Annotated in this window: 20 protein-coding genes and 3 pseudogenes; 12 read left to right on the top strand and 11 right to left on the bottom strand. The window is 64.8% G+C overall.

Annotation, left to right across the window (positions count from 1 at the left end):
- The first annotated feature begins 389 nt into the window (after positions 1-389).
- From ACVDG8_RS20485 to ACVDG8_RS20475, 3 genes are all read left to right on the top strand, one after another.
- A complete protein-coding gene (locus tag ACVDG8_RS20485) occupies positions 390-2,258 on the top strand; it encodes a DEAD/DEAH box helicase (protein WP_447256315.1) in 1,869 nt (622 codons plus the stop codon).
- A 252-nt stretch (positions 2,259-2,510) separates the two neighbouring features.
- Positions 2,511-2,939, top strand: a complete 429-nt coding sequence (locus ACVDG8_RS20480) for a polyketide cyclase (protein ID WP_447256314.1) — start codon at positions 2,511-2,513, stop codon at positions 2,937-2,939.
- On the top strand, positions 2,932-3,384 hold the full coding sequence (locus tag ACVDG8_RS20475) for a MarR family winged helix-turn-helix transcriptional regulator (protein WP_447256313.1): 453 nt from the start codon (positions 2,932-2,934) through the stop codon (positions 3,382-3,384). The genes ACVDG8_RS20480 and ACVDG8_RS20475 overlap by 8 nt, the downstream gene beginning before the upstream one ends.
- A 5-nt stretch (positions 3,385-3,389) precedes the next feature.
- On the opposite strand, the gene leuB is transcribed toward ACVDG8_RS20475, so the two are convergent.
- The 5 genes from leuB to leuD form a co-directional block, all read right to left on the bottom strand.
- Positions 3,390-4,493 carry a 3-isopropylmalate dehydrogenase gene (gene leuB / locus ACVDG8_RS20470; protein WP_447256312.1) on the bottom strand — a complete coding sequence of 368 codons (1,104 nt, stop codon included), beginning with the start codon at positions 4,491-4,493 and terminating at the stop codon, positions 3,390-3,392.
- Between the two features lie 486 nt (positions 4,494-4,979).
- Positions 4,980-5,330, bottom strand: a complete 351-nt coding sequence (locus ACVDG8_RS20465) for a VOC family protein (RefSeq protein ID WP_447256311.1) — start codon at positions 5,328-5,330, stop codon at positions 4,980-4,982.
- 10 nt (positions 5,331-5,340) lie between these two features.
- Positions 5,341-5,733, bottom strand: coding sequence for a RidA family protein (locus tag ACVDG8_RS20460; RefSeq protein WP_447256310.1), 393 nt, complete (start codon positions 5,731-5,733; stop codon positions 5,341-5,343).
- A 335-nt stretch (positions 5,734-6,068) separates the two neighbouring features.
- Entirely contained in the window at positions 6,069-6,995 is a 927-nt protein-coding gene (locus tag ACVDG8_RS20455; RefSeq protein WP_447256309.1) for a hypothetical protein, read from the bottom strand.
- 73 nt (positions 6,996-7,068) lie between these two features.
- Positions 7,069-7,674 carry a 3-isopropylmalate dehydratase small subunit gene (gene leuD / locus ACVDG8_RS20450; protein WP_447256308.1) on the bottom strand — a complete coding sequence of 202 codons (606 nt, stop codon included), beginning with the start codon at positions 7,672-7,674 and terminating at the stop codon, positions 7,069-7,071.
- A 163-nt stretch (positions 7,675-7,837) separates the two neighbouring features.
- On the opposite strand from leuD, the gene ACVDG8_RS20445 reads away from it, so the two are divergent.
- The 4 genes and pseudogenes from ACVDG8_RS20445 to ACVDG8_RS20430 all read left to right on the top strand — a co-directional run bounded on the left by ACVDG8_RS20445 (position 7,838) and on the right by ACVDG8_RS20430 (position 9,706).
- Positions 7,838-8,263: a GNAT family N-acetyltransferase gene (locus ACVDG8_RS20445; RefSeq protein WP_447256307.1), complete on the top strand. Its 426-nt coding sequence runs from the start codon at positions 7,838-7,840 to the stop codon at positions 8,261-8,263.
- Positions 8,264-8,357: 94 nt separating this feature from the next.
- Positions 8,358-8,672, top strand: coding sequence for an ArsR/SmtB family transcription factor (locus ACVDG8_RS20440; protein WP_447256306.1), 315 nt, complete (start codon positions 8,358-8,360; stop codon positions 8,670-8,672).
- Positions 8,669-9,112: pseudogene (locus ACVDG8_RS20435) on the top strand (SRPBCC family protein); the annotation flags it as partial. The gene ACVDG8_RS20440 and the pseudogene ACVDG8_RS20435, both read left to right, overlap by 4 nt.
- A gap of 48 nt (positions 9,113-9,160) precedes the next feature.
- On the top strand, positions 9,161-9,706 hold the full coding sequence (locus ACVDG8_RS20430) for an SRPBCC family protein (RefSeq protein WP_455707850.1): 546 nt from the start codon (positions 9,161-9,163) through the stop codon (positions 9,704-9,706).
- A 166-nt stretch (positions 9,707-9,872) separates the two neighbouring features.
- On the opposite strand, the gene ACVDG8_RS20425 is transcribed toward ACVDG8_RS20430, so the two are convergent.
- Genes ACVDG8_RS20425 through ACVDG8_RS20410 form a run of 4 tightly spaced genes read right to left on the bottom strand, consistent with a single transcriptional unit; the run spans position 9,873 to position 14,876 of the window.
- Positions 9,873-11,039: an NAD(P)/FAD-dependent oxidoreductase gene (locus tag ACVDG8_RS20425; RefSeq protein ID WP_447256303.1), complete on the bottom strand. Its 1,167-nt coding sequence runs from the start codon at positions 11,037-11,039 to the stop codon at positions 9,873-9,875.
- Between the two features lie 49 nt (positions 11,040-11,088).
- Positions 11,089-12,591 carry an ATP-binding protein gene (locus ACVDG8_RS20420; RefSeq protein ID WP_447257395.1) on the bottom strand — a complete coding sequence of 501 codons (1,503 nt, stop codon included), beginning with the start codon at positions 12,589-12,591 and terminating at the stop codon, positions 11,089-11,091.
- A 59-nt stretch (positions 12,592-12,650) separates the two neighbouring features.
- Positions 12,651-13,346, bottom strand: coding sequence for a response regulator (locus ACVDG8_RS20415; RefSeq protein WP_447256302.1), 696 nt, complete (start codon positions 13,344-13,346; stop codon positions 12,651-12,653).
- Between the two features lie 3 nt (positions 13,347-13,349).
- A complete protein-coding gene (locus ACVDG8_RS20410) occupies positions 13,350-14,876 on the bottom strand; it encodes a DUF4153 domain-containing protein (protein WP_447257394.1) in 1,527 nt (508 codons plus the stop codon).
- A 397-nt stretch (positions 14,877-15,273) separates the two neighbouring features.
- Here ACVDG8_RS20410 and ACVDG8_RS20405 point away from each other — a divergent pair, with 397 nt between their 5' ends.
- Positions 15,274-16,155: an HpcH/HpaI aldolase/citrate lyase family protein gene (locus ACVDG8_RS20405; protein WP_447256301.1), complete on the top strand. Its 882-nt coding sequence runs from the start codon at positions 15,274-15,276 to the stop codon at positions 16,153-16,155.
- Positions 16,156-16,182: 27 nt separating this feature from the next.
- Positions 16,183-16,389, top strand: coding sequence for a DUF1737 domain-containing protein (locus ACVDG8_RS20400; protein WP_447256300.1), 207 nt, complete (start codon positions 16,183-16,185; stop codon positions 16,387-16,389).
- A 152-nt stretch (positions 16,390-16,541) separates the two neighbouring features.
- Here the strand turns inward: ACVDG8_RS20400 and ACVDG8_RS20395 are convergent, their stop codons facing one another.
- The gene (locus ACVDG8_RS20395; RefSeq protein ID WP_447256299.1) at positions 16,542-16,979 is read right to left on the bottom strand and encodes a metallopeptidase family protein; all 438 of its coding nucleotides are present in this window, start codon (positions 16,977-16,979) and stop codon (positions 16,542-16,544) included.
- Between the two features lie 183 nt (positions 16,980-17,162).
- Here ACVDG8_RS20395 and ACVDG8_RS20390 point away from each other — a divergent pair, with 183 nt between their 5' ends.
- The 3 genes and pseudogenes from ACVDG8_RS20390 (at position 17,163) to ACVDG8_RS20380 (ending at position 22,910) form a co-directional block, all read left to right on the top strand.
- A complete protein-coding gene (locus ACVDG8_RS20390) occupies positions 17,163-18,164 on the top strand; it encodes an ImuA family protein (RefSeq protein WP_447256298.1) in 1,002 nt (333 codons plus the stop codon).
- A pseudogene (locus tag ACVDG8_RS20385) lies at positions 18,106-19,580 on the top strand (DUF6504 family protein). Before ACVDG8_RS20390 ends, ACVDG8_RS20385 begins: the two are co-directional and overlap by 59 nt.
- Positions 19,577-22,910, top strand: a pseudogene (locus ACVDG8_RS20380) (error-prone DNA polymerase). Before ACVDG8_RS20385 ends, ACVDG8_RS20380 begins: the two co-directional pseudogenes overlap by 4 nt.
- Before the next feature lie 133 nt (positions 22,911-23,043).
- Here the strand turns inward: ACVDG8_RS20380 and ACVDG8_RS20375 are convergent.
- Complete coding sequence (locus ACVDG8_RS20375; RefSeq protein ID WP_447256295.1) at positions 23,044-23,274, bottom strand: Trm112 family protein; 231 nt, start codon at positions 23,272-23,274, stop codon at positions 23,044-23,046.
- Between the last annotated feature and the right edge of the window lie 143 nt (positions 23,275-23,417).

The raw sequence follows: 23,417 nt of genomic DNA, 5'->3' as shown, positions 1-23,417 counted from the left end.
TACATTGTGGCTGGGGGCGTCGAATGCAAGAAGAGCCATCAAAAGGCCGCGCATCGAAGACAATCCCGTTCGATGCGGGCTTTTACGCGGTTTGCGGCAGGAGTCAATTGCGGCGGCTCTCCCTTCTCCCCTTGTGGGAGAAGGTGGCGCCGAAGGCGACGGATGAGGGGTGCTCCACGGAAAGCCAGCGTCTCACTCCGCTGGAACACCCCTCATCCGTCTCGGCGCTGCGCGCCGACCCACCTTCTCCCACAAGGGGAGAAGGGAAAGGCGGCGTTGCCTGCTCTGTACAATAGTGGCCGCAGGAAGTAGGAACGTCCAAATTTCGTTTGGCTGGCGCAGTGTCGGCCTGTGCTCCGTGACGAGCCCCTGAATTCCGAAAGAGTGAGATGTCTAACTTCGAAGGTATCGTTCCTGCGCTGGCAGAGGCGCTGGAAAAGCGCGGCTATGTCGCGCTGACGCCGGTGCAGAAGGCGGTGCTGGAACTCGGCCAAGCCGACGCGCTGGTCTCGGCGCAGACCGGCTCCGGCAAGACCGTTGCCTTCGGCCTTGCGCTGGCGCCGACATTGCTGGAAGGCGCCGAGCGCTTTGGCCAGGCTGGTACGCCTTTGGCATTGGCCGTGGCGCCGACGCGCGAGCTCGCCTTGCAGGTGACGCGCGAGCTGCAATGGCTCTACGAAATGACAGGTGCAACCGTCGCCTCCTGCGTCGGCGGCATGGACATGCGCACCGAACGTCGCGCGCTGGAGCGCGGCGCGCATATCGTCGTCGGCACGCCTGGACGTTTGCGCGACCACATCACGCGCGGCGCGCTCGACATGTCGGCGCTGAAGGCCGTGGTGCTGGACGAGGCCGACGAGATGCTCGATCTGGGTTTTCGCGAAGACCTCGAATTCATCCTCGATGCAGCACCCGTTGGACGCCGCACGCTGATGTTTTCGGCCACCGTGCCGCGTTCCATCGCCACGCTGGCGCAGGGTTACCAGCGCGATGCCGTGCGGATCTCGGCCGGCGGCGAGGAAAAGCAGCATCTCGACATCGAATACCGGGCGTTGAATGTCGCCCAGGCCGACCGCGAAAACGCCATCATCAACGTGCTGCGCTACTACGAAGCCGGCAACGCGCTGGTGTTCTGTAACACGCGCGCCGCGGTCAACCACCTGACGGCGCGCTTCAACAACCGCAATTTCTCCGTCGTGGCGCTGTCGGGCGAGCTCAGCCAGAACGAACGCAGCCATGCGCTGCAGGCGATGCGCGACGGCCGCGCCAAGGTCTGCATCGCCACCGACGTGGCGGCGCGCGGTATCGACCTGCCCAATCTCGAGCTGGTGATCCACGCCGACCTGCCGACCAACCCGGAAACGCTGCTGCATCGCAGCGGCCGCACCGGACGCGCCGGGCGCAAGGGCGTCAGCGCGCTGATCGTGCCGGGCAGCGCCCGCCGGCGCACCGAGCGGCTGCTGCAGAATGCCGGGCTGAAAGCGACCTGGGCCAGCCCGCCCTCGGCCGACGACGTGATCCGGCGCGACGACGAGCGCATCCTGGCCGATCCGGCTTTCAACGAGCCGGTGACCGATGACGAGCGCGGCTTCATCGACGCGCTTCTTGCCAAGCATGGCGCCGAGCAGGTGGCGGCCGCGTTCGTGCGCCAGTGCCGCGCCAGCCGCTCGGCGCCCGAGGACCTGATGGATGTCGCGCCCTTCACGCCGTCGCGTGAAAGACCGGCGGGCGAAAACTTCGCGCGCCGTGACGAGGCGCCGAGCCGGCGCGACGATTTCGGCGACAGTGTCTGGTTCTCGCTGTCGGTCGGCCGCCGGCAGAACGCCGAGCCGCGCTGGCTGATCCCGATGATGTGCCGCACCGGAAACATCTCCAAGCGCGAGATCGGCGCCATCAAGATGCAACCGGAAGAAACCTTCGTGCAGATCGCGGCCGACTGGGCCGACCGGTTCCTGGCGGCGATCGGCCCCGACTGTAAATTGCAGGGCAACATCGCGGTGAAGCGGCTGGACGGCACGCCGGACCTGTCGCGCGCCGGCTATCAGCCGCCGGCGCCGGACAAGAAGCCGCATCGCGGCAAGGCGCCGTTCGATCCGAATGCGCCAAAGCGCAAATTCGAAAACCGCCCCTCGGCATCTGCCGACCAGCGCCCCGCCGCGGCGCATGAGGCAAAGCCATGGGCGAAAAAGCCGGGCAAGCCGAAATTCGACAGCAGCGGCCCGCCGAAGCACAAGAAAGCGAAGAAGCGCCCTTCCTGAAGACCTGGAGACGGCCCTTCTGACCGGATTGGTGGTCGCCTGCGATGTGGCGATACCGTCGACCCTCGGCCTATAGGCGCGCTTGCTTTTTGCCCAGGCTCCCACCGCCCTGAGTGTCGAGTAAAAAGGCATAGGAACAATGGGTTGGCGCCGGGGCGGGCTCATCAAAAGATTCCGCTTGCATTTTAATCCGCGCACAGATAGTCTGCGCACAGATCAAATGGTTGATCGAGCAAGGACGGAGCCGAGACAATGTGGACCAACGAATACACCGCAATTTCGTCTCTTCCCGCGCAAGCCATCTGGAATGCGCTTAAGGCATTGCATGAAGGCCGTCTCACCTATGAGGGGTCAGACACCTTCGTGCTGCATGGCCCCTTCGCCAAGGGCACCCGCGTCTCGGTGACGCCGGTCGAGCAGGACACGTTCGAATCGACCATCGTCGACCTTGTCGATAACGTCACCTATGCTGACGAGACCTCGTTCGGCGATACGAAACTGCTGTTCCGGCATACGCTGGTGCCGGTCGAGGGCGGCACGCAGGTGACGCATCGTCTGGAAATTTCCGGCCCTTCGGCTGCCGAGGTCGGACCCGAGCTCGGGCCGCAGATCAGCGGCGATTTCGACGTCTCGATGGCAAAATTGTTCGAGCAGGCAAAGGAGTTTGCGAACGGTGGCTGACGAGCTGAACACCCGCTTCAAGCGCGGACCTTCGGAGAGCCCCGGATTGCTGTTGTGGCGAACCACCATGCGCTGGCAGCGTGTCATGACGGCGGCTTTGGCGCCGCTCGACCTGACGCATGTTCAGTTCGTGCTGCTGGCCTCGGCGATGTGGCTCGGCCGCAATGGCGAGCCGCCCAACCAGGTGCAGCTCGCCGCCCAGGCCGGCACCGAGGTCAAGATGACTTCGGACGTCGTCGCCAGGCTCGAGGCGAAAGGGCTGATCGCGCGGGAGACCGATCCGCGCGACACCCGCGCCAAGGTGACCCGCATCACAGCGGCCGGGACGGCTGCGGTGCAGCGCGCCATCGTTGCGGTCGAAGCGGCGGACGCCGCCTTTTTCGAGCCGGTCGATGAGGCGCAACTCGTCGGCCTGCTACAGTCGCTGGCCGGCGAGGTTCGCTGAGGCCGTTAAGCCAGGAATTTGGCGATGATGGCGTCGCCCATCTCGGTGGTACCGACTTCCTTCATGCCGGCCGAGAAGATGTCCTTGGTGCGCAGGCCGTCGTCGAGCACGGCGGCGACTGCCGCTTCGAGCTTGTCAGCCTCGGCCACCATGCCGAAGGAGTAGCGCAGGCACATGGCGAAGGACGCGATCATGGCGATCGGGTTGGCGATGCCTTGGCCGGCGATGTCGGGCGCCGAGCCGTGCACCGGCTCATAGAGCGCCTTGCGCTTCTTGGTCTTCACGTCCGGCGCGCCGAGCGAGGCGGACGGCAGCATGCCGATCGAGCCGGTGAGCATGGCGGCGATATCCGAGAGCATGTCGCCGAACAGATTGTCGGTGACGATGACGTCGAACTGTTTTGGCCAGCGCACCAGCTGCATGCCGCCGGCGTCCGCCAGCATATGGTCGAGCTTGACGTCCGAGTAGCGCGCGTTGTGGGTCTGGGTCACGACCTCGTTCCACAGCACGCCCGACTTCATGACGTTGCGCTTTTCCATCGAGGTGACATGGTTCTTGCGCGTCCGCGCCAGTTCGAAGGCGACGCCCGAAATGCGCTCGATCTCGAACGTGTCGTAGACCTGCGTGTCGATGCCGCGCTTCTGGCCGTTGCCGAGATCGATGATCTGCTTCGGCTCGCCGAAATAGACGCCGCCGGTGAGCTCGCGCACGATCAATATGTCGAGCCCTTCGACCACATCTTGCTTGAGCGAGGACGATGCCGCCAGCGCCGGATAGCAGATCGCCGGGCGCAGATTGGCGAACAGCTCCATGTCCTTGCGCAGCCGCAGCAGGCCGGCTTCGGGGCGCACCTCGTAAGGCACCTTGTCCCATTTCGGCCCGCCGACGGCGCCGAACAGCACCGCATCGGCGGCAACAGCCTTTTCCATGTCGGCATCCGAGATCGCCGCGCCATGCGCGTCATAGGCGCAGCCGCCGACCAGCCCTTCATCCGTGGCAAAGCCACTGCCGAGCTTGGCGTTCATGGCAGCGATCAGCTTCTTGACCTCGGCCATGGCCTCGGGGCCGATGCCGTCGCCGGCGAGCAGGAAGAGATGTTTCGAAGCCATGGAGAACCGTCCCGATACTTGTTTGGAGAAACCGCGGCCTTGCTAAACGCCAAGCGCTTGCGGCGCAAGGGGCTGGGCAATGCTGTGACGCTCTCGGACCTTGCAGGTCTTGGGTTGCTCTCCCCGCCAAAGGCCTACGCTCAGCACACGTCTTCTGTAATTGGCGTGACTGATCGGCCCGAGGCTTGATTGCCATGTGGTTCCCCCAATCCGTCGCTGCTTCGCAGCGCCACCTTCCCCTCCGGAGGGAAAGGAAGGGAGCGTTACTGGACGAGCGTCGACGGCAAAAAGCTTGGCGCTTTTCCTCTACCCCGTCGATCGGGGAGAGGTGGCTCGGCGAAGCCGAGACGGAGTGGGGGTCGACCAGCGCAGCGTTAGACAAAGCATGCGCCAACCTGCCATGCACGCTATCGCCAAAGACCAGCCGCTTGGAAATGTGTGCATGCGGTGGCGCCAAAGGTGGGGGCGAGGAACTGGAGACTGCAATCACCGATGCGAGAGGATGTTGACCAGGCGGCCAAAGGGATCGCGCACATCGAAGCGCCGCACGCCCCAGGGCTCATCGGCCGGGCCGTATTCGATGACAAAGCCCGCAGCCTTCAAGCCTTCGAGCGCCGCGTCGACATCGTCGACTTCGATCGACAGGTCAGGCACCGGCGTGCCCGATCCGCCTTGCGCCATGAAGCTGACCTGCACCTGCATCCGTTCCTCGGAACCGCAGGTGACGATCCAGCCCTGATCCATCAGCACGTCGAGGCCAAGCACGTCCTGGTAGAAGCGTTTCGCCGCCGCCGCATTCTTTGTCTCGATATTGGCTACGATGCGCCTGACCGTCATGGCCTTGGCCTCAACGTCCCGAGGCCGAGCGCCTGAGAGCGGTGACCTCGATCTCGATCTTCATCTCCGGCTTGTTGAGCTGGCACACGATCATCGTCGCCGCCGGGCGGATGTCGCCGAACGTCTCGCCGAGGATCGGGAAAACCACGTCAACATAGGCCTGGTCGGTGATATAATAATGCGCCCGCACCACGTCGGCCATCTCGAAGCCGCCGTCGTCCAGGGCTTTTGCGATGGTGGCGAGGCAGTTGCGCGTCTGCGCCTCGACCGTCCCCGGCATGGTCATCGTGGCATAGTCGTAGCCGGTCGTTCCGGATACGAAACACCAATCGCCCTGCACCACGGCGCGAGAATAGCCGGCAGTCTTTTCGAAGGGCGAACCGGTGGAGATGAGCTTGCGCATGAGCGGCCTTTTTGGGTTGATCGGCATGCATTTAGCAGGAGAAGTGGGCTCGGTCGTGGGCCAAGCCGAACGGATTATTGTCACCTAGGCAACCGCAACATTGGAGATTGGCCGGAACCTCTTTCACTTCGTCATTCCAGGGCGGAGCAAGGAGCGAAGCGACGCGCGCAGACCCTGGAATCCATGCCGTTACATCGAACAGCCGCCAGCGGTGCTGAATTCTGCTCGGATGCACTCTAGGGCAACCGTCACGGCATGGATCCTCGGGTCTGCGCGCCGCTGCGCGTCGCTCCGCCCGTGGATGACGAAGTCGCGAGGCCCGTCATGCGGAAACGCTAATTCCCCGATCCCTGCGCGTCGTCATACGCCTTCTTGATGTCGGCGGGCCAGTCCTTCACCGGCGGCCAGGCTTGCGGCTCGCCATTGTCGCCGCGGCGGGCGAAGTAGACCTCATGCTTGCCGGGGTCGACGGCCATGAAGCCGTCATTGCCACCGCAATCATGCGGCACGCAGCCGGTGGCGTAGAAGGCGCCGGACGCGGTCTTTTCGGTGCCGCCGCCGACCAGCAGGCTGGTCGCCATATCCGGCATGTCCTTGCCGAGCAGCGCCTGGCCGGCCTTGTAGACGGCCTCGTTGTGGAAGGCATCGATGATGTTGTCGTATTTCGACGGATCGACATCCTTCCAGTCGGTGCCGGGTTCGGGCGTGTAGGTAAGCTCGCCCGAGGTCGTCAGTCCCTCCTTGGGCGACCATTGCAGCGCCGGCTTGGAATCGCCGGGCAGCAGATAGGGCACGAAATAGATGGCGTCTTCGGAGATGGCGGCCGGCGGCGCGCCGCATTCATCCTGCTCGACCGTCGTTGCCTGAATCTCGCCGCCTTGCGGCTTCCACACGATCACCTTGGCCGGACCGCACTGGTTGCCGCCATCGCCGACATCGACCAGCGCCACATTGACGTCGCCGATCTTGACGATCTTGTCGAAAAAGACGTCGTAGTTGCTGGCCAGCTGCTTGCCGTCATAGGACAGCACCTTCTCGCCGTCTTGCTCTGGCTGCGTGATGGTGAGCTGGCCGCCCTCGAAGGGGATCGGTGCTTGGCTGTTATCGGCGGCCAGGGCCGCATTGGCGGTGCTCGACGGGTCGGCGCCGCTGGACGGATCCTCCGCCGGCACGAGCACCTTGTCGGTCTGTGCATGCGCGCCGGCCACCGGCATCAGAACCCACGCCAACGCGCAAGCGCCGGCCAGAAGCGAGCGTGTCATGACTGTCCCTCCATTCAGTCGCAACGAACCCGGCCGCTGGCGGCCGGGCTCATCAACTTAGAGCTTCAGGCGCTCAGGCCCAGGGGCGCAGCTCGGCGTTCTTCTTCTCGAAGGAAGCGATCTCGCCGGCCTTCTCCATGGTGAGGCCGATGTCGTCGAGGCCGTTCAAGAGGCAATGACGTTTGAAGTCGTCGAGGTCGAACGTCACCACGCCGCCATCCGGCCCGCGGATCTCCTTGGCCTCGAGATCGACCGAAACCGTCGCATTCGAGCCGCGCGAGGCGTCGTCCATCAGCTTTTCCAGATCTTCAGGGCTGACGGTGATCGGCAGGATGCCGTTCTTGAAGCAGTTGTTGTAGAAAATGTCGGCGAACGAGGTCGAGATCACGCAACGGATGCCGAAATCGAGCAGCGCCCATGGCGCGTGCTCGCGGCTCGAGCCGCAGCCGAAATTGTCGCCGGCGACCAGGATCTGCGCCTTGCGATAGGCCGGCTTGTTGAGCACGAAATCCGGGTTTTCCGAGCCGTCGTCGTTGTAGCGCATCTCGGCGAAAAGGCCGGTGCCAAGCCCGGTGCGCTTGATCGTCTTGAGATAATCCTTCGGGATGATCATGTCGGTGTCGACATTGATGATCGGCATCGGCGCGGCGACGCCGGTGAGCTTGGTGAACTTGTCCATGGCTTTTGCCCGTCTTCTTTGGGTTGCGGGGGTGGCTTTCGCCCGGTTTACACAAAGGTGCGGGCAAATAAAAGGCGGCTGTTCCGGCTCGTGCTTGTGCCATCGCACACAAGATCGGCATCGGCCGCTTCCAAAACGGCGGGTGATCATGCACCCTTCCACCATGACGGCGCCCTCAAAGATCCTCTATGCCAGCGAGCCCGACCTCGACGTCGCCGAATTCCGCCGCGTGCTGGTCGAGTCCACGCTGGGCGAGGTGCGTCCTATCGAGGACGCGGCGCGTTTGAAGGCGATGCTTGCCAATGCCGATCTGGTGCTGACGGCGCGGCTCGACATCGAAGGCAAGCCGCTGATCGGCGTTGCCCGCGCCATCACCGACTTTGCCTGGGTCTGCTATATTTCGGACCTTGCCGTGTCCCAATCGGCGCAGGGGCTCGGTATCGGCAAGGGCCTGATGGGCGCCGCGCGCCGCGAACTCGGCCCGAACGTCGCCATCAGCCTGATTTCCATGCCCGACGCCGTCGGCTTCTATGAACGCATCGGCATGAAGCGCATGACCGACGCCTTCTGGTTCGGCCGCAAACGCTGACATCCTTTTCGTGATCGCATCGCGCCCCACAGGCGGCGGCGAATATCTCACCACTTGACATGCAACCAAATGGTTGCATATTAGAGCTATGAGCATGGATGCTGTCTTTCGCGCCTTGGCCGACCCTACTCGCCGGCAACTGCTGGACAGCCTCCATGCCAGGAACGGGCAGACGCTGAATGCGCTGTGCGAACGGATGGACATGACACGCCAGGCGGTGACCAAGCACCTGGCGATCCTCGAAGAGGCAAGCCTCGTCACCACCATCCGCAAGGGCAGGGAGAAGGAGCACTACCTCAACCCCGTTCCGATCAACGAGATCGCCGAGCGCTGGATCGGCAAGTTCGAACGAGGGCGGCTTGCCGCCCTCAGCGACCTGAAGCAACGCCTTGAAAGGGAAAAGCCGTGAGCGAGAACAGCTTCGTCTATGTCACCTACATCCGCACAACGCCCAAAAAACTCTGGACGGCATTGACCGATCCGGAATTCAACAGGCAATTCTTCCTCTGCTCCCATCAGGAGAGCGACTGGAAGGTTGGCTCCAGCTGGAAGCTGGTTTTCCCGGACGGCAGCATTGCCGATACGGGCGAGATCCTGGAGATCGATCCGCCAAAACGCCTCGTCATCAAATGGCGTAACGAATGGCTGCCCGAAGTAAAGGAGGACGGTTACACACGCTGCACCTTTGCCGTCGAACAGGATGGCGAATTGACGAAACTCACCGTCACCCACGAAGCCGATGGCCCGCACCGGCTGATCGCGAACGTCGCCAAGGGCTGGCCGCTGGTGCTGGCGAGCCTCAAGAGCCTGATTGAAACCGGAAAAGGTTTCGAGCGCCCGCCGTCAAGGGTTAATGCATGTCGCCCCAGAAGTGGGCAGCGGTTCTGGGGCAACGACATGCATCAAAGAAAATGCCTCGTTTCGACAGCGAAACAACTTTGGGAGATTGCCATGATGCTCCGGCACGCCTGGCCGCAAGCCATGGCCAATGGCGAAACCGCCATGGCCTCGGCCGAAATTCCTGCCGCGCCGGATGAGGTCTTCGCGGCGCTGGTCACCGAGGAACTTGAGCGCTGGTGGGGCTCAGCCGACACGTACCGGATGACCGGCTGGAGCGCCGATGTCGGCGTCGGCGGCCGCTGGAGCGTTATCGTGGAAACCGCCGACGGCAGGCGTCTGCCCGCCAGCGGAGAATTTCGCGAAATCGAGATGCCGCGCCGGATCGTACAAACGCGCAGATATGACTGGGACCATCCGACGCTCGGCCGCAAAGAAACGACGGTTGCTTATCTGTTGGAGCCGGCCGCTGGCGGCACCCGGCTTACCGTCTGCCATGGCGGCTTCGCCGGCCTTGCGGATGCAGCCGCGGAGCATGCCGATGGCTGGGCGCGGGTGCTTGGGTGGCTGCAGGGATATTTTAGCGCAAGGAGGCGGGCGGCGTAGCGCCTTTCCTTCCCCCTTGTGGGGGAAGGTGGATCGGCGCTTTTGCGCCGAGACGGATGAGGGTGTGCCAGCGGAGTGAGGCGTTGGCGTTCCCTGGAACATCCCTCATCCGGCCGAGCTTCGCTCGTCCACCTTCTCCCGCAAGGGGAGAAGGAAAAGGCGCTCCTCAAATCACATTCAGCTCCCGGAACGCTCGGCCTTCCGCCACACGGCTGTACCCGAACGCCGTGCAGTCCACCGTCCGGTAACCGCCATGCACGACGAGCTCGGCGATCGACTTGCCGACCGCCGGCGCCTGCTGCAGGCCGTGGCCGGAAAAGCCGTTGGCGAACAGAAAATTTTCGACCTCCGGATGCGGCCCGATCACCGCGTTCTGGTCGAGCGTGTTGTAGTCGTAATGGCCGACCCAGGCGCGCGTCGGCTTGATCGCTTCGAAGGCCGGGATGCGGGTGGCGAGCACCGGCCAGATGACCTCCTCGAACAGCGGCCAGTTGACCTCGAAATCCTTCGGATCGGGTGCATGATCGCCCTCCTCCGGCTCGGCGCCGCCGGTGAGGTAGACCGAGCCCTCCGGCCGCACATAAATGCCGGAGGGATCGACCAGCAGCGGCATGTCGGCGAATTTGTCGCGCGCCTCGAAGACGAAGACATTGCGCTTGCGCGGCTCGACCGGCAGCGCCAGCCCGGCCAAAGCCGCGACCTTGCCGGCGTTCGGCCCGGCGGCGTTGACGACGACGCCGGCTTCCAGCGTCTCGCCATTGTCGAGGGAAACGCCCGTGACGCGGCTGTCCTGGCGCGCGATGCCGGTGACCGAAGCGGTGATGAAGTCGATCCTCTTGTCGCGCAGCGCCTTGCGGAACAGCGTCAGCATCGCATGCGCGTCGAACCAGCCCTCGCCTGTGCGGCCATAAGCGCCGGCCGAAATTCCTTCGGTCGATATCCAGGCGAAGCGCTTGGCGAGCTGGTCGGCGTCCTCCAGCAGGATATCGGCGCCCTCGGCGACCTGCGTCTCGTGATTGGCCTTGAGGATCGGCAGCCCGGCCTCGCCGGCGAGGATCAGATAGCCGCCCTCGCGAAAACCGATATCGGCATCGGTGCCGAACGTCTCCTTCAGCCGCCGGAACAGCTTCAGCGTGAACTGCGACAGCCGGATGTTCTCAGGGATCGAGAATTGCTGGCGGATCGAGGCCAGGGACAAGGTCGTCGCCGCATGGGAGAATTGCGGATCGCGCTCGATCAGCGCGATGGAGCCGCCAAAACCCTCCTCGCGCAGGTAATAGGCGACGCAGGATCCGACGATGGCTCCGCCGATGATGACGATGTCGTAGCGCACGCTTTTGGCTCTCCGGCTCCAGGGCATGACCCCGAGGCTGGGCTCACACTCAAATCAATGCAGGCAGGTTGATCTCGAAGCGCGTGCCGCGCTCGGAGTCAACCAGCCTGATCGTGCCATCATGCGCTTTCAGGAGGGCCAGCACGATGCCGAGGCCCATGCCGGTGCCGCCGGTCTCGCGCCTTGTGGTGAAGAACGGCTCGAAGATTTTGGTGCGGTTGGCGGCCGAGATGCCGTCGCCGTCGTCGCCGACATGGATCGCCACCCTGTCGCCGGCGCCCGCAGCGCCGATTGAGACGCGTTTCGCGCCATGCCGCGCCGAATTGTCGATGAGGTTGGCAAGCACGATGCCGAGATTCTCGCCGGAGATGCCGAGGCCGATCTCGCCGCCGGTCTCTTTTTGCAGCTCCAGCCTGGTGTCGACCGGCAGCAAGGTGAGCGCGGCATTGAGGCTCGTGCTCTCGCCGCTCGGCGCCAGGTTTTCGGCGCGCGCCAGGTCGAGCAGCCGGCGCACCAGGAGATTGAGCCGGCCGGCGTCGGTGACGATGTTGTTGGAAAAGCGCCGCCGCTCGGCCTCGTCCATGGCGCCGCCGGAATCGCGCAGCAGCTCGGCCGCGCCCTGGATCGCCGTCAGCGGCGATTTCAATTCATGCGAGACATGGGTGGCAAAAGTCTGGATGCTGTCGGAGCGCGCCTGCAGCTTGGTCGCCATGTCGAGGAACGCGGCCGACAGCTCCGCCATTTCGCGCGTGCCATGATGGGCGAGCGGCCTGATCGCCTCGCGATCGCCGGCGGCGATGCGCTTGGTCCGATCGATCAGCGCGTAGATCGGCCGGCTGACGGTGCGGATGAACACCAGCCCGATCAGCAACGTGCCGCCGACGATGGCGATCGCCGCCAAGGTCACCTTGCCGCGCTCGCCATAGAGATGCTTGACGATGTTGTTCGGTGTCCGCGACAGGTACACGACACCCGCAACCCTGCCGTCGATCTCAACCGGCAGGGCGACGAAGACGCGCACCTTGGTGCCGCGGCTCACGGAATAGAGCGGTGGCGTCGGCTGGTCGGGGATGCGTAGCCTGAGCTCGCTGGCATAGACGCCGGTAAGCGCGGTGCGCACCTCCTCGACCTCGGCCAAGGACTGGCCGACTTCGCCGCCGCCGGCAATCACCACGCCATGCGGATCGAGCAGGCGGAAGCCGGCAAGCGTCGTTTTCTGCGTCTCGTCCAGGATAAGGTCGAGCCGCGCGCCGATGGCGGCGAAGGCCGGATCGGCGGTGGCGGGAAGCGCCGCTGGCCGCGATGGCAGGACAGTGTCGGAGGCGAGATCGAGCTGCGGCTCGATCGGCTCGTAGGGGTAGTTGTTGTCCCTTGAAGGATCCGCCGAGATCGGCGCCCCCAAGCGTTCAGGCGCAATGCCAGCCGCGCGCACCGCGTCGGCATAGACGGCGGCAACGACGGCGCCTTGCGCGATCAGTTCGCCCTCGGTCTGGCGGATCAGCTGGTTCTCATAGAGCCGGAAGAAGAACAGCCCGACCAGCGGCAGCGCCATCACCACGATCAGGATGGCGACGACGATGGTGGCAAGCCGCGGCCGCCATCGCTCCTTGCTCAACCACCGCATCGGCCGAGCCGGAAACCGACGCCGTGCACGGTCTCGACCGCATCGAGACAGCCGACCGCCGCCAGCTTGGCGCGCAGGTTGCGGATATGGCTGTCGACCGTGCGCTCGGAGACGTGGATGTTGGACGCATAGGCGTTGGCCATCACCGCGTCGCGGCCAAGCACATGCAGCGGGCGCGCAAGGAAACCTTTGAGGATGGCGAATTCGATCGCTGTCAGGACAAGCGGCTTATCCTCGAAATGCGCTGCGTGGCTGGCCGGGACAAGCATCAGCTTGCCATGCGCGAATTGCTGGTCGTCTTCTTCCGCGACCGGCGCCGGACGCGCGCGGCGCAGAATGACGTTGACGCGGGCGACCAGCTCGCGCGGGCTGAACGGTTTCGTCACATAGTCGTCGCCGCCCATTTCGAGCCCGAGGATGCGGTCGATCTCCTCATCGCGCGCGGACAGGAACAGCACCGGCACGTCGGATTTCTGCCTGAGACGCCGGCAGACCTCCAGCCCGTCCATCTCCGGCATGCCGATATCGAGCACGATGAGATCGGGCGCGCGGCGCTCGACCGCCTGCAGCGCGGCGGCGCCGTCGGCCACGGCAGCCGTCTTCATGCCGGCCTTTTCCAGCGCGAAGCAGATGATCTCGCGGATATGCGGGTCGTCGTCGGCGACGAGGATCTGATGCGGCATGGTCTAGCGGTCCGGCGTGGAGGGTATGGCGGGTTGCAAGCGTTGCTGTGCTGGAGGAAGCACGAGCGGACCTCTTTTGTCGAGAAGCTTGGCCAACCGCCAGCCGCGAAAGCTCCAGGCGCGCCACTGCTTCTGTTCGGCGATATAGTCGTCGGCCATCTGCAGGTCGACCACCCAGGTGGTCGGATGTCCTGTTTGATGCATGTAATAGCGGTCCAGCGCCGGCAGGGCGACAGCGCCGAACGAGCGCAGATACTCCGCATCGAGAGCGGTGCCGGATCCAGTCATTTCGTAGGAATGGTCGACATTGAAGTTGGCGATCAGCGCGGCGAAGTTGATAAAACAGCAGGCATAAAGCGTCGCCGATAACGTCAGAAGATTGGCGGAAAGCAGCCATTCGCTGGATTTCCGCAGCGCGATGCGGGCGATGATGAGCGCCAGACCCGCCGCCACCAGCCCCATCCAGATGAAGGCGGCGATGCGCAGATAGGTCAGTGCATACGTGCCCACATACAGGTCCAGCCGCAACATCGAGGAGACGACCAGCACGATGTTCTGCGCCACCCAGAGATAGACTAGCCGGCGGATGAGCGGATCGGCGGAGGTCGCGCTGCCGGGTTTCAGCGCCGCCAGCACGAAGCCGGCGGCAAGCAGCGCGGTGACGATCAGCGGATAAGCGCCGCGATGCGCATAGGCGGCATAGGTCAGCCCGTCGGGCAGGGCGACGCCGCCCCAGAGATAGGTAACGTCGAGCACGGTCTGCAGCGCAAACAGCGCGTTGAAGACGATCAGCGCGCGCAGGATCGCGGCCTTGCCGAACAGGATGTCTTCGGTGGCTGTTTTTGCTGGTCCTACGGGTGCAGCCCGCAGGACACGCCTGAACCGGGAGACGAAGCGCGGCAGGCGAGGGCGCAGGAAGGCCCAGACGCCGGCTAGAAAAAGCAGCCAGAAGACAAGCCTCGCCACCTCGATTCGTTCGAGCAGCGCATAAAGGTCGATCAGCGACAGCCAATGTTCGATGATCGGATTGGCGGCGCCGAACAAAGCGAGGAAGACGACGCCAAGCGTCAGCGGCATCACCCAGACGACAATGGCCGCGAGCCGGAACCGCCGCTGTCCGAGCTCGCGCGCGGCCTTGCGCCAGCGGAAGAAATCGCGCCCGAAGCGGAAGGGTGCTGCGAGCAGGAACAGGAAAAGCTGGTTCGCGATGCGGGCCAACCCGGCGCGCAGCCGCCCGGCGATCGACAAGGCGAACACCGCCGACGCCACGATGGCGACCAGCACCGACAGCGGGCTGACATTGTCGACAAGCGGCAGCAGCGCGGCAAACAGCGCCAGCGGCTTGAACCAGACCCGCGCGTTGCTGAGCGCGGCCGGATGCATGGCGACGACGGCGGCGGCGAGCACGACGGCAAAGATGAAAACGGTGATGCCGACGGGCTGGCCGTAGAAAAGGAAATCGGCCAGCGCCACCAGCAGCACGCTGGCACTGATGCGGCGGCAATAGCTTGGGGTGAGCGATATGTTCATCGTCGGCGCCGGCATGGTCATCGTCATCGCCGCGCTTTCCTGGCTGTTGCCGTGCGGCCACCACATGCCGGCCGCGATCTGGGAGCGAAGGGCAGCACCGTCGCCGTGAAGTGCTGTCTTTGCGGCTCGACGAGCCACCAGCCTTCGTTGCGCAGTCGGCGCGGCAGGGACCAGCGGGATTTGCGATGTGTTTCCATGAGGCTGGTTTCGCCCGCTGGCGCGGTGAGCGCGCGGCGGATCGGCTGAGATTCTCAGCAATGATTTGCAGATTTGGTGCAGGGACAGCGTCTTTCTCCCCGTTTACGGGGAGAAATGCCCGGCAGGGCAATGAGGGGCGGCGCCGGCCTCGGAAATTGGCGCACTTGCCTCACCCGATCTCACCCGGCATAGATCGACCATGACCGTTGACCCCTACCGCCCGCGCCGCTCGGTGCTTTACGTGCCGGCCGCCAATGACAAGGCGCTCGCCAAGATCGCCTCCTTGGCCTGCGATGCCGTCATCATCGACCTCGAGGACGGCATCTTGCCCGCCGACAAGGCGGCCGCCCGCGACAAACTCGCCGGCATCCTCGCCGCGCGGCCAAAACGGCGCTGCGAGATGCTGGTGCGCATCAACGCGCTGTCGACGGAATGGGGCGCGGACGACCTTCTCGCCGCGAGCAAGGCCGGGGCCGACGGCATCCTGTTGCCCAAGGTCGCGACGCCGCGCGACATCCTCGAGGCGGGCGACGTGCTCGACGACAATTTCGCGCCGGACAGCGTGAAGCTATGGGCGATGATCGAGACGCCCAAGGCGCTGCTCAACATCGGCGCTATCGCCGAGCTCGGGCGCGATCCGGCTTCACGACTCGCTTGTTTCGTTGCCGGAACGAATGATCTGGCGAAAGCCACCGGCACGCTGGTCACGCCCGACCGCCGCTATCTCATGCCCTGGCTGATGCAGCTCGTGCTCGCCGCCCGCGCCGGCGGCCTCGACGTGATCGACGGCGTCGCCAATGATTTTCGCGACCTCGATGCCTTTGCCCGCGAATGCGCTGAAGGCGCGGCCATGGGTTTCGACGGCAAGTCGGTGATCCACCCCGCGCAGATCGAGCCGGCGAACCGAGCCTTCGCGCCTTCGCCGCAAGCGCTTGACCGAGCCCGCGCCATCAGGGATGCGTTCGCGCGGCCCGAAAATGCCGGCAAGGGTGTGATCGCGATGGACGGCCGCATGGTCGAGCGGCTGCATCTGGCCGAGGCCGAGAAACTTCTGGCGAAGGCCGCAATCATCGGCGCATGATGCACGCGCGGGTTAAGGATTAAGACAATGAAACTCTACCGCTTCCTCACCGGCCCTGACGACGCCACCTTCTGCCACAAGGTGACCGCGGCGCTGAACAAGGGCTGGCACCTGTTTGGCTCACCGACCTACGGTTTCGACCAGGAAAGCAGGTCGATGCGCTGCGGCCAGGCGGTTGTGAAGGACGTTGAGGGTCAGGAATACAGCGTCGATACCAAGCTTAGCGACTGGTAGAGCAAACGCATAGAGATTGCTTCGAAATTCGCTCCGGCGAGTCATATGGTGGTGGTTTCGAGAACCGGAGCGGAGCGGACGTTTGGGTCCGTGAGCACCGGAAGCGCAGAAAGCGCCGCCAGATGGCCGCCGGAGTAGAATTTCCAGCAGTCTCAGCTCGCCGCTGCCTGCTCCGCGGCCTCCTCGATCCGCTCCATGTCGTCGTCCGACAAGCCGAAATGGTGGCCGATCTCGTGGATCAGCACATGGGTGACGATGTCGCCCAGCGTCTCCTCGTTCTCGGCCCAGTAGTCGAGTATGGCGCGGCGGTAGAGCGTGACGCGGTTAGGCCCTTCGCCGGTCTGCGGATTCCAGCGTTCGGCAATGCCGCGACCCTCGAACAGGCCGAGCAGGTCGAACGGCGTCTCCAGCGACAGGTCGTCCATGATCTCGTCGGTCGGGAAATCGGCGATCAGGATGACGATCTCGCCGGTGAGCTTGCGGAATTCTTCCGGCAGATGGGCGTAGGTCTCCAGCGCCAGCAGCTCCAGCTCGTCGATCGACGGCGAGAGCTGGTCGTGCCAGGTGCGTGTCTTGTAGATGCGGGCCATAAAATTTCCTTTGATCCCGGCATATAGGCTTTCGCACGGGTCGAGGCAAATGAACCAACGCCAGGCCTGCTCCAAGGATAAACCCGCAAGGAATAAATTCCTTCTGAGTCTGCTTGACTCTTTGGATCACCTCTGGAATCTATAGGAACATAACAGGAACAATTGCTGTCGGAAGTGAACGTCATGGCGATGAGCGCCGTGGCGCGGGACACTGTTTTTGCCCTGCGCCGCCAGATCGCGAAGATCGAAGGAACGCTGCCCGAGCGCCTGCAGGCGCCGGCGCCTGGCGATGCCGTTGGCTGCGACCTCACTGTCGTCCGGCACGGTCTTGCAGTGGCCGCGCAGGATGCCTTCCTGCACACCGGCATCGAACGCCTCGACACCGCTCTTGGCGGCGGCCTGCCCAAGGCGGCGCTCAGCGAAATCCATGGCCTGGAGACCCGCGATGCCGGAGCCGTCGCCGGTTTCGCCTTGTCGCTCGCCAGCCTCATCCGCAAGGAAAAACCGGGCCTGCCGCTGCTGTGGATCGGCACCGCCGAAATCTTCCACGAGGCCGGCTTTCCTTACGCCAGGGGGCTTCATGCCCTCTTCGGCATCGCCCCGGAGCAATTGCTGTTTTCCGAGGCGCCGAAACTGCTCGACGCGTTGTGGATCGCCGAGGAGGCGGCCCGCATGACGGCCTTCGCCGCCGTCATCCTCGAGATCCGCGGCAGCCCGCAGCGGCTCGACCTCACCGCCACGCGGCGGCTGCACGCGCGCGCCCAGAATGCCGGTCGTCCCGTGCTTTTGCTGCGCCAGGCCGGCGAGGCCGATCCCACCGCAGCGCCGGTGCGGCTCATCGTTTCGGCCGCACCGGCGGCAGAGCGCGAGACGGTCGCCGGGCCGCTCGCCGGCTCGATCGGCCGCCCGGCCTTCACCGTCGCTATTGGCAAGAGCCGCACGGCCTTGCCTGGACAATTCACACTGGAGTGGAACCCAAATGAGCACGCTTTCGCAGAAAGAAGCGCCGAGAAAGAGCGGGCAAAGAATCCTGTCGCTGTGGTTTCCGCACCTGCCCGCGGAGCGGATCCTGCGGCAGCGTCTGGGGCGGTCCTGGCGTTCCCGGCCGTCGCATCATTTGCCACTGGTGATCAGCCATCGCGACAGCAACGCCCAGCGCATAGCAGCCCTCGACGAGCGGGCTGAGGCGCTCAAATTGAAGCGCGGCATGGGCATTGCCGATGCGCGCGCCATGCACCCCACGATCGATGTGGTGGAAGCCGACACGGAAGCCGACCGCCGCCTGCTCGAGGGCCTGGCCGACTGGTGCGACCGCTACACGCCGCTGGTGGCGATCGACGGCGAAGACGGGCTGTTCCTCGACGTCACCGGCTGCACGCATCTGTTCGGCGGCGAGCCCGCCATGCAGGAGGAAATTCTCACCCGCTTCTTCCAGCAGGGTTTCGATGTCCGCGCCGGCCTCGCCTCGACCCCGGGCGCCGCCTGGGCGGCGGCGCGCTTCTACGGCGACCGCATCGTAGCCGGCGGCGAGGAGGAGGCGCTTCTGGCGCCGCTGCCTTTGTCGGCGCTGCGCATCGCGCCGGAAACACGCGTCAGCCTCGAAAGCGTCGGCCTGCGCACCGCCGGCGCGGTGATGGCGGCCCCGCGCGCACCGCTTGCCCGCCGCTTCGGCGCCACTTTGCTTCTGCGCCTCGACCAGGCGCTCGGCCGCCTCGACGAGGCCGTGTCGCCGCGCCTGCCCGTGGCGCCCCTGTCGGTCGAGCGTCATCTTGCCGAACCGATCGTGCTCACCGACGAGATCGAGCGCCTGGTGGGCCGGCTTGCCACCGCCCTGAAGAGCGACCTCGAACGGCGCGGCGAGGGCGCAAGAGCGCTTGCCCTGTTCCTCTTCCGGGTCGACGGCGCCGTCAGCCGCATCGCCGTCGGCACCTCGCGCCCGATGCGCGAGCCACAGCTGATCAAGAGACTGTTCCACGAGCGGCTGGCAGCACTTGAGCAGACCATCGATGCCGGCTTCGGCTTCGACCTCGTGCGGCTTTCCGTGCTGTCGGTCGCCGCCTTCGACATGCTGCAGGGCGACCTTGCCGGCGAAGCGAGCGACGATGATGCCGACATCGCAATGTTCGCCGACCGCATCCGCGCCCGTTTGGGCGAGACGGCCGTGCTGAAACCGATCGTCGTCGAAAGCCATCTGCCGGAGCGTGCCGTTACCACGGTGCCTTTTTCGAGGCGCCGCAACGGCGCGCGCCGGCGCGACAGTCCGATCGGGCGGCGCCGCCGATGACCATCTATCCGCCGGAGCGGCCGGTGCGCCTGTTCCGCTCGCCCGAGCCGATCGAAGTGCCGGCGACCGAGATCCCCGAAGGCCCGCCGATGAACTTCCGCTGGCGGCGCGCGCTCTATCGCGTCGCCCGCGCCGAGGGCCCCGAACGCATCGCCGCCGAATGGTGGCGGCAGATGCCCGGCGAGGAAGACGCGCCGACCCGCGACTATTACCGCATCGAAGACAGCGAGGGGCGTCGCTACTGGCTCTACCGCCAGGGCCTTTATAGCGCCGCGCAAGCCGCGCCGCGCTGGTTCATGCATGGAGTGTTCGCATGAACGCCCTGACCGTCATCCCCTATGCCGAGTTCGGCATCAGTTCGAATTTCTTTCCTGCGCGGCGCCTCGAAGCCGGAGGAACTGGTGGTGACGGCCAAGTTCCACGGCTTTTCCGCGATCGGGCTCACCGACAGGAACACCGTTGCCGGCGTCGTGCGCGCCTGGCAGCAGGCCAAGGTCGAGAAGATGCCCTATCATCCTGGATGCCGCCTGGTGTTCGGCGACGGCACGCCGGATGTCCTTGCCTATCCACGCGACCGCCAGGGCTGGGGGCACCTCTGCCGCATGCTGACCCAGGCCAATCTGCGCGACGAGACCGAGAAGGGCGCGACGCTGCTTGACCTCGACGATCTCCTCGAATGGGGTGATCGGATGTCGTTGGCGATCCTGCCCAACCTGTCGGCAGGCGCGGAAAGCAGTCTGTCGCTCATTAGCCGGCTCAAGGATCGTTTCGGCGCGGCGCTTCGTCTTGCCGTGGCGCCGGACTATGCCGGCAATGACCGCTTCCGCATCGAGCAGGCGGCGGCGATGGCCGAGCGCGCCGGTGTCCCGCTGATGGCGACCAACGACGTGCTCTACCATGCCGCCGAGCGCCGGCCGCTGCAGGATGTGCTAACCGCGATCCGCCTCAACACGCCGGTTTCCGACGTCGGGCTGGAGCTGGCCGCGAATGCCGAGCGTCATTTGAAGCCGCCGCTGGAGATGGCCCGCCTGTTTCGCCGCCACCCGGAGGCGCTGGCGCAGACGCTACGCTTTGCCGACGAGCTGAGTTTCTCGCTCAGCGATCTCGAATACAATTATCCGGACGAGCCGACCGAATCCGGCCTCGGCCCACAGGCCGAGCTCGAACGCCTGGCGCGCGAAGGCGCCGTGAGGCGTTATCCGGCCGGTATCCCCGAGGATGTGCTGAAGCGGATCGACAGCGAGCTCGCCTTGATCGAGCGCCTGAACTACGCGCGCTATTTCCTCACCGTCCACGACATCGTCAAATTCGCCCGCAGCCAGGACATCCTTTGCCAGGGTCGCGGCTCGGCCGCCAATTCGATCATCTGCTTTTGCATCGGCATCACCGAGGTCGGACCGGAACGTATCGACACGCTGTTCGAGCGCTTCATTTCCGAGGAGCGCAACGAGCCGCCGGACATCGATGTCGACTTCGAGCATGAGCGGCGCGATGAGGTCATCGCTTACATCTACGACAAATACAGCGCCAAGCGCACCGCGCTTGCGGCCGCAGTCATCAGCTATCGCGGCCGCTCGGCGTTGCGCGAGGTGGCCAAGGCCATGGGCCTGTCGGAAGACGTCCGCAGCGCGCTGTCGAGCGCCATCTGGGGCTGGTCGACCTCCGAGCTCGGCGAGAAAGAGGCCAATGCCGGCGGCCTCGACCGCACCGATCCGCTGTCGCGCCAGGTGCTGGAGCGCGCCAACGAGATCATGGGTTTTCCCCGCCATCTTTCCCAGCATGTCGGCGGCTTCGTCATCACCCGCGACCGGCTCGACGAGGTCGTGCCCATCGTCAAGACGGCGATGGAGGAGCGCAAGATGGTCGAATGGGATAAGGACGATCTCGACGCGGTGAAGATCCTGAAGGTCGACGTGCTGGCGCTCGGCATGCTGACCTGCCTGAAGCGCGCTTTCCACTTGCTCACGCATCATTATCCGAAGGCGCGCGATCCGTTCGGTCGGCCTTACGTGCTCGCCACCCTCCCGGAGGAGGACAGGCGCGTCTACGCCATGATCCAAAGGGCCGACACGCTCGGCGTCTTCCAGATCGAGTCGCGGGCGCAGATGTCGATGCTGCCGCGCCTCAAGCCGGCAAACTTCTATGACCTCGTCATCGAGGTCGCGATCGTGCGGCCAGGTCCGATCCAGGGCGACATGGTGCATCCCTATCTGCGTCGCCGGCAGGGCAAGGAGGCGATCAATTACCCCAGCCGGGACCTGGAGAAGATTCTGGGCAAGACGCTGGGCGTGCCGCTGTTCCAGGAACAGGCGATGAAGATCGCCATTGTCGCCGGCGGCTTCAGGCCGGGCGAGGCCGACGAGCTGCGCCGCGCCATGGCGACCTTCAAGCGCACCGGCACGATCGGCAATTACCGCCAGCGCATGATCGAGGGGATGGTCAAAAATAACTACGAGAAGGATTTTGCCGAGCGCTGCTTCAAGCAGATCGAGGGTTTTGGCGAATATGGTTTTCCCGAAAGCCATGCCGCATCCTTCGCGCTGCTGGTCTACGCCTCCTGCTGGTTCAAGACCTTTTACCCGGACGTCTTCTGCGCCGCGATCCTGAATGCCCAGCCGATGGGTTTCTACCAGCCGGCCCAGCTCGTCCGCGACGCCCGCGACCATGGCGTCGAGGTGCGCGAGGTCGACATCAATCATTCGCTCTGGGACTGCACGCTGGAGGAAACCGCCTTCGATCAGCATCGCATCCTCGAACGTCATGCCTCGATGCGCAGCGTCATCGCGACGGCGTATGCCGTCCGCCTTGGCTTCCGCCAGATCAAGGGCCTGTCCGAGGAGCGCATGGAAGCCGTCGTCGCCCGGCGCGGCGACGGCTATCGTTCGGTCCGGGATGTCTGGCTGCGTTCAGGCCTCGATGTCGGCGAGATCGAGAAGCTGGCGCAGGCAGACGCCTTCCGCTCGATCGGCCTCGATCGCCGCGCCGCGCTCTGGGAAGTACGCGCGCTGGATGGCAAAAGTGCCGCCGAAAAGCTGCCGCTGTTCGACCAGCCTTCGCTGCGCTTGCGCGAGCTGGAGCCGGAAACCAAGCTGCCGAAAATGCCGCTCGGCGAGCATGTCGTGCACGACTACCGCTCGCTCGGCCTGTCGCTGAAGGAGCATCCCGTCGCTTTCCTGCGCGAGCGGCTGGACCGCGCCGGCATCACCCCCAATGCCCACCTGCCGTCGGTCCGCGACGGCCGCCGGGTTTCGGTGGCCGGGTTGGTGCTGGTGCGCCAGCGTCCAGGCAAGGGCAACGCCATATTCGTCACGCTCGAGGATGAAAAGTCGATCGCCAATGTCATCATCTGGCCACGCGTCTTCGACCGCTTCCGTTCGGTGGTGATGGGCGCGCGCTTCATCCGCGTCACCGGCAAATTGCAGCATGAATCCGATGTCATCCACATCGTCGCCGACAGGATAGAGGATTTGACCCCCTGGCTGAGCGTGCTCCTTCATGAAGCCGCGCCCACCATCGAGCATCGGCCCGGCGAAACGCGACCCGATCGATCCGCCGACCCGGGCCGTGGCCTGCCTGTCGAGCAAGATGTTGCGACGCTATCCAGCGAGGCGCGGCAGGTCATGCCCAAGGGACGCAATTTCCAGTAAGCTGGGCTGATCACATTCATGTGATCAGCTTCATATTCGCATCGCCCGGCCTGTGCTGAATTGCGAGCGTCAGTGGATGGCTGCGCCATGCCACTCCTGCTTCAGCGCAATTCCGCAAATGTCGCGAAGAACGCTATGGGCGCGGCGGCGCCAGCATGTCCTCGGCCGAGATTGCGCGCGCCTCCGAGGGCAGCATGACCGGAATGCCGTCGCGCACCGGATAGGCGAGCTTCGCCACCCGCGAAATCAACTCGCCGCGCTCGGCGTCCCAGGTCAGCGGTCCCTTGGTCAGCGGACAGGCGAGCAGTTCCAGAAGCTTCGGGTCGACCGTCGCCTTGCGCCCGTCACGTCCATCCGCCACCATCACGCATCTCCTTTGTCCAACTGTGGCCAGGTGTGTTGAGATTCAGGTCAGGCCGCGCCGAAAATGGTGGATTCCTAGAACCGGAGCGGAGCGTACTTTTCGTACGTGAGCACCGGAAGCGCAGGAAACTGCCATTTGCAGGC

Source organism: Mesorhizobium sp. ORM8.1, assembly GCF_053005525.2.
Note: the sequence above shows the minus strand (reverse complement) of the source record. Positions and strands in the feature narration are given on the sequence as shown.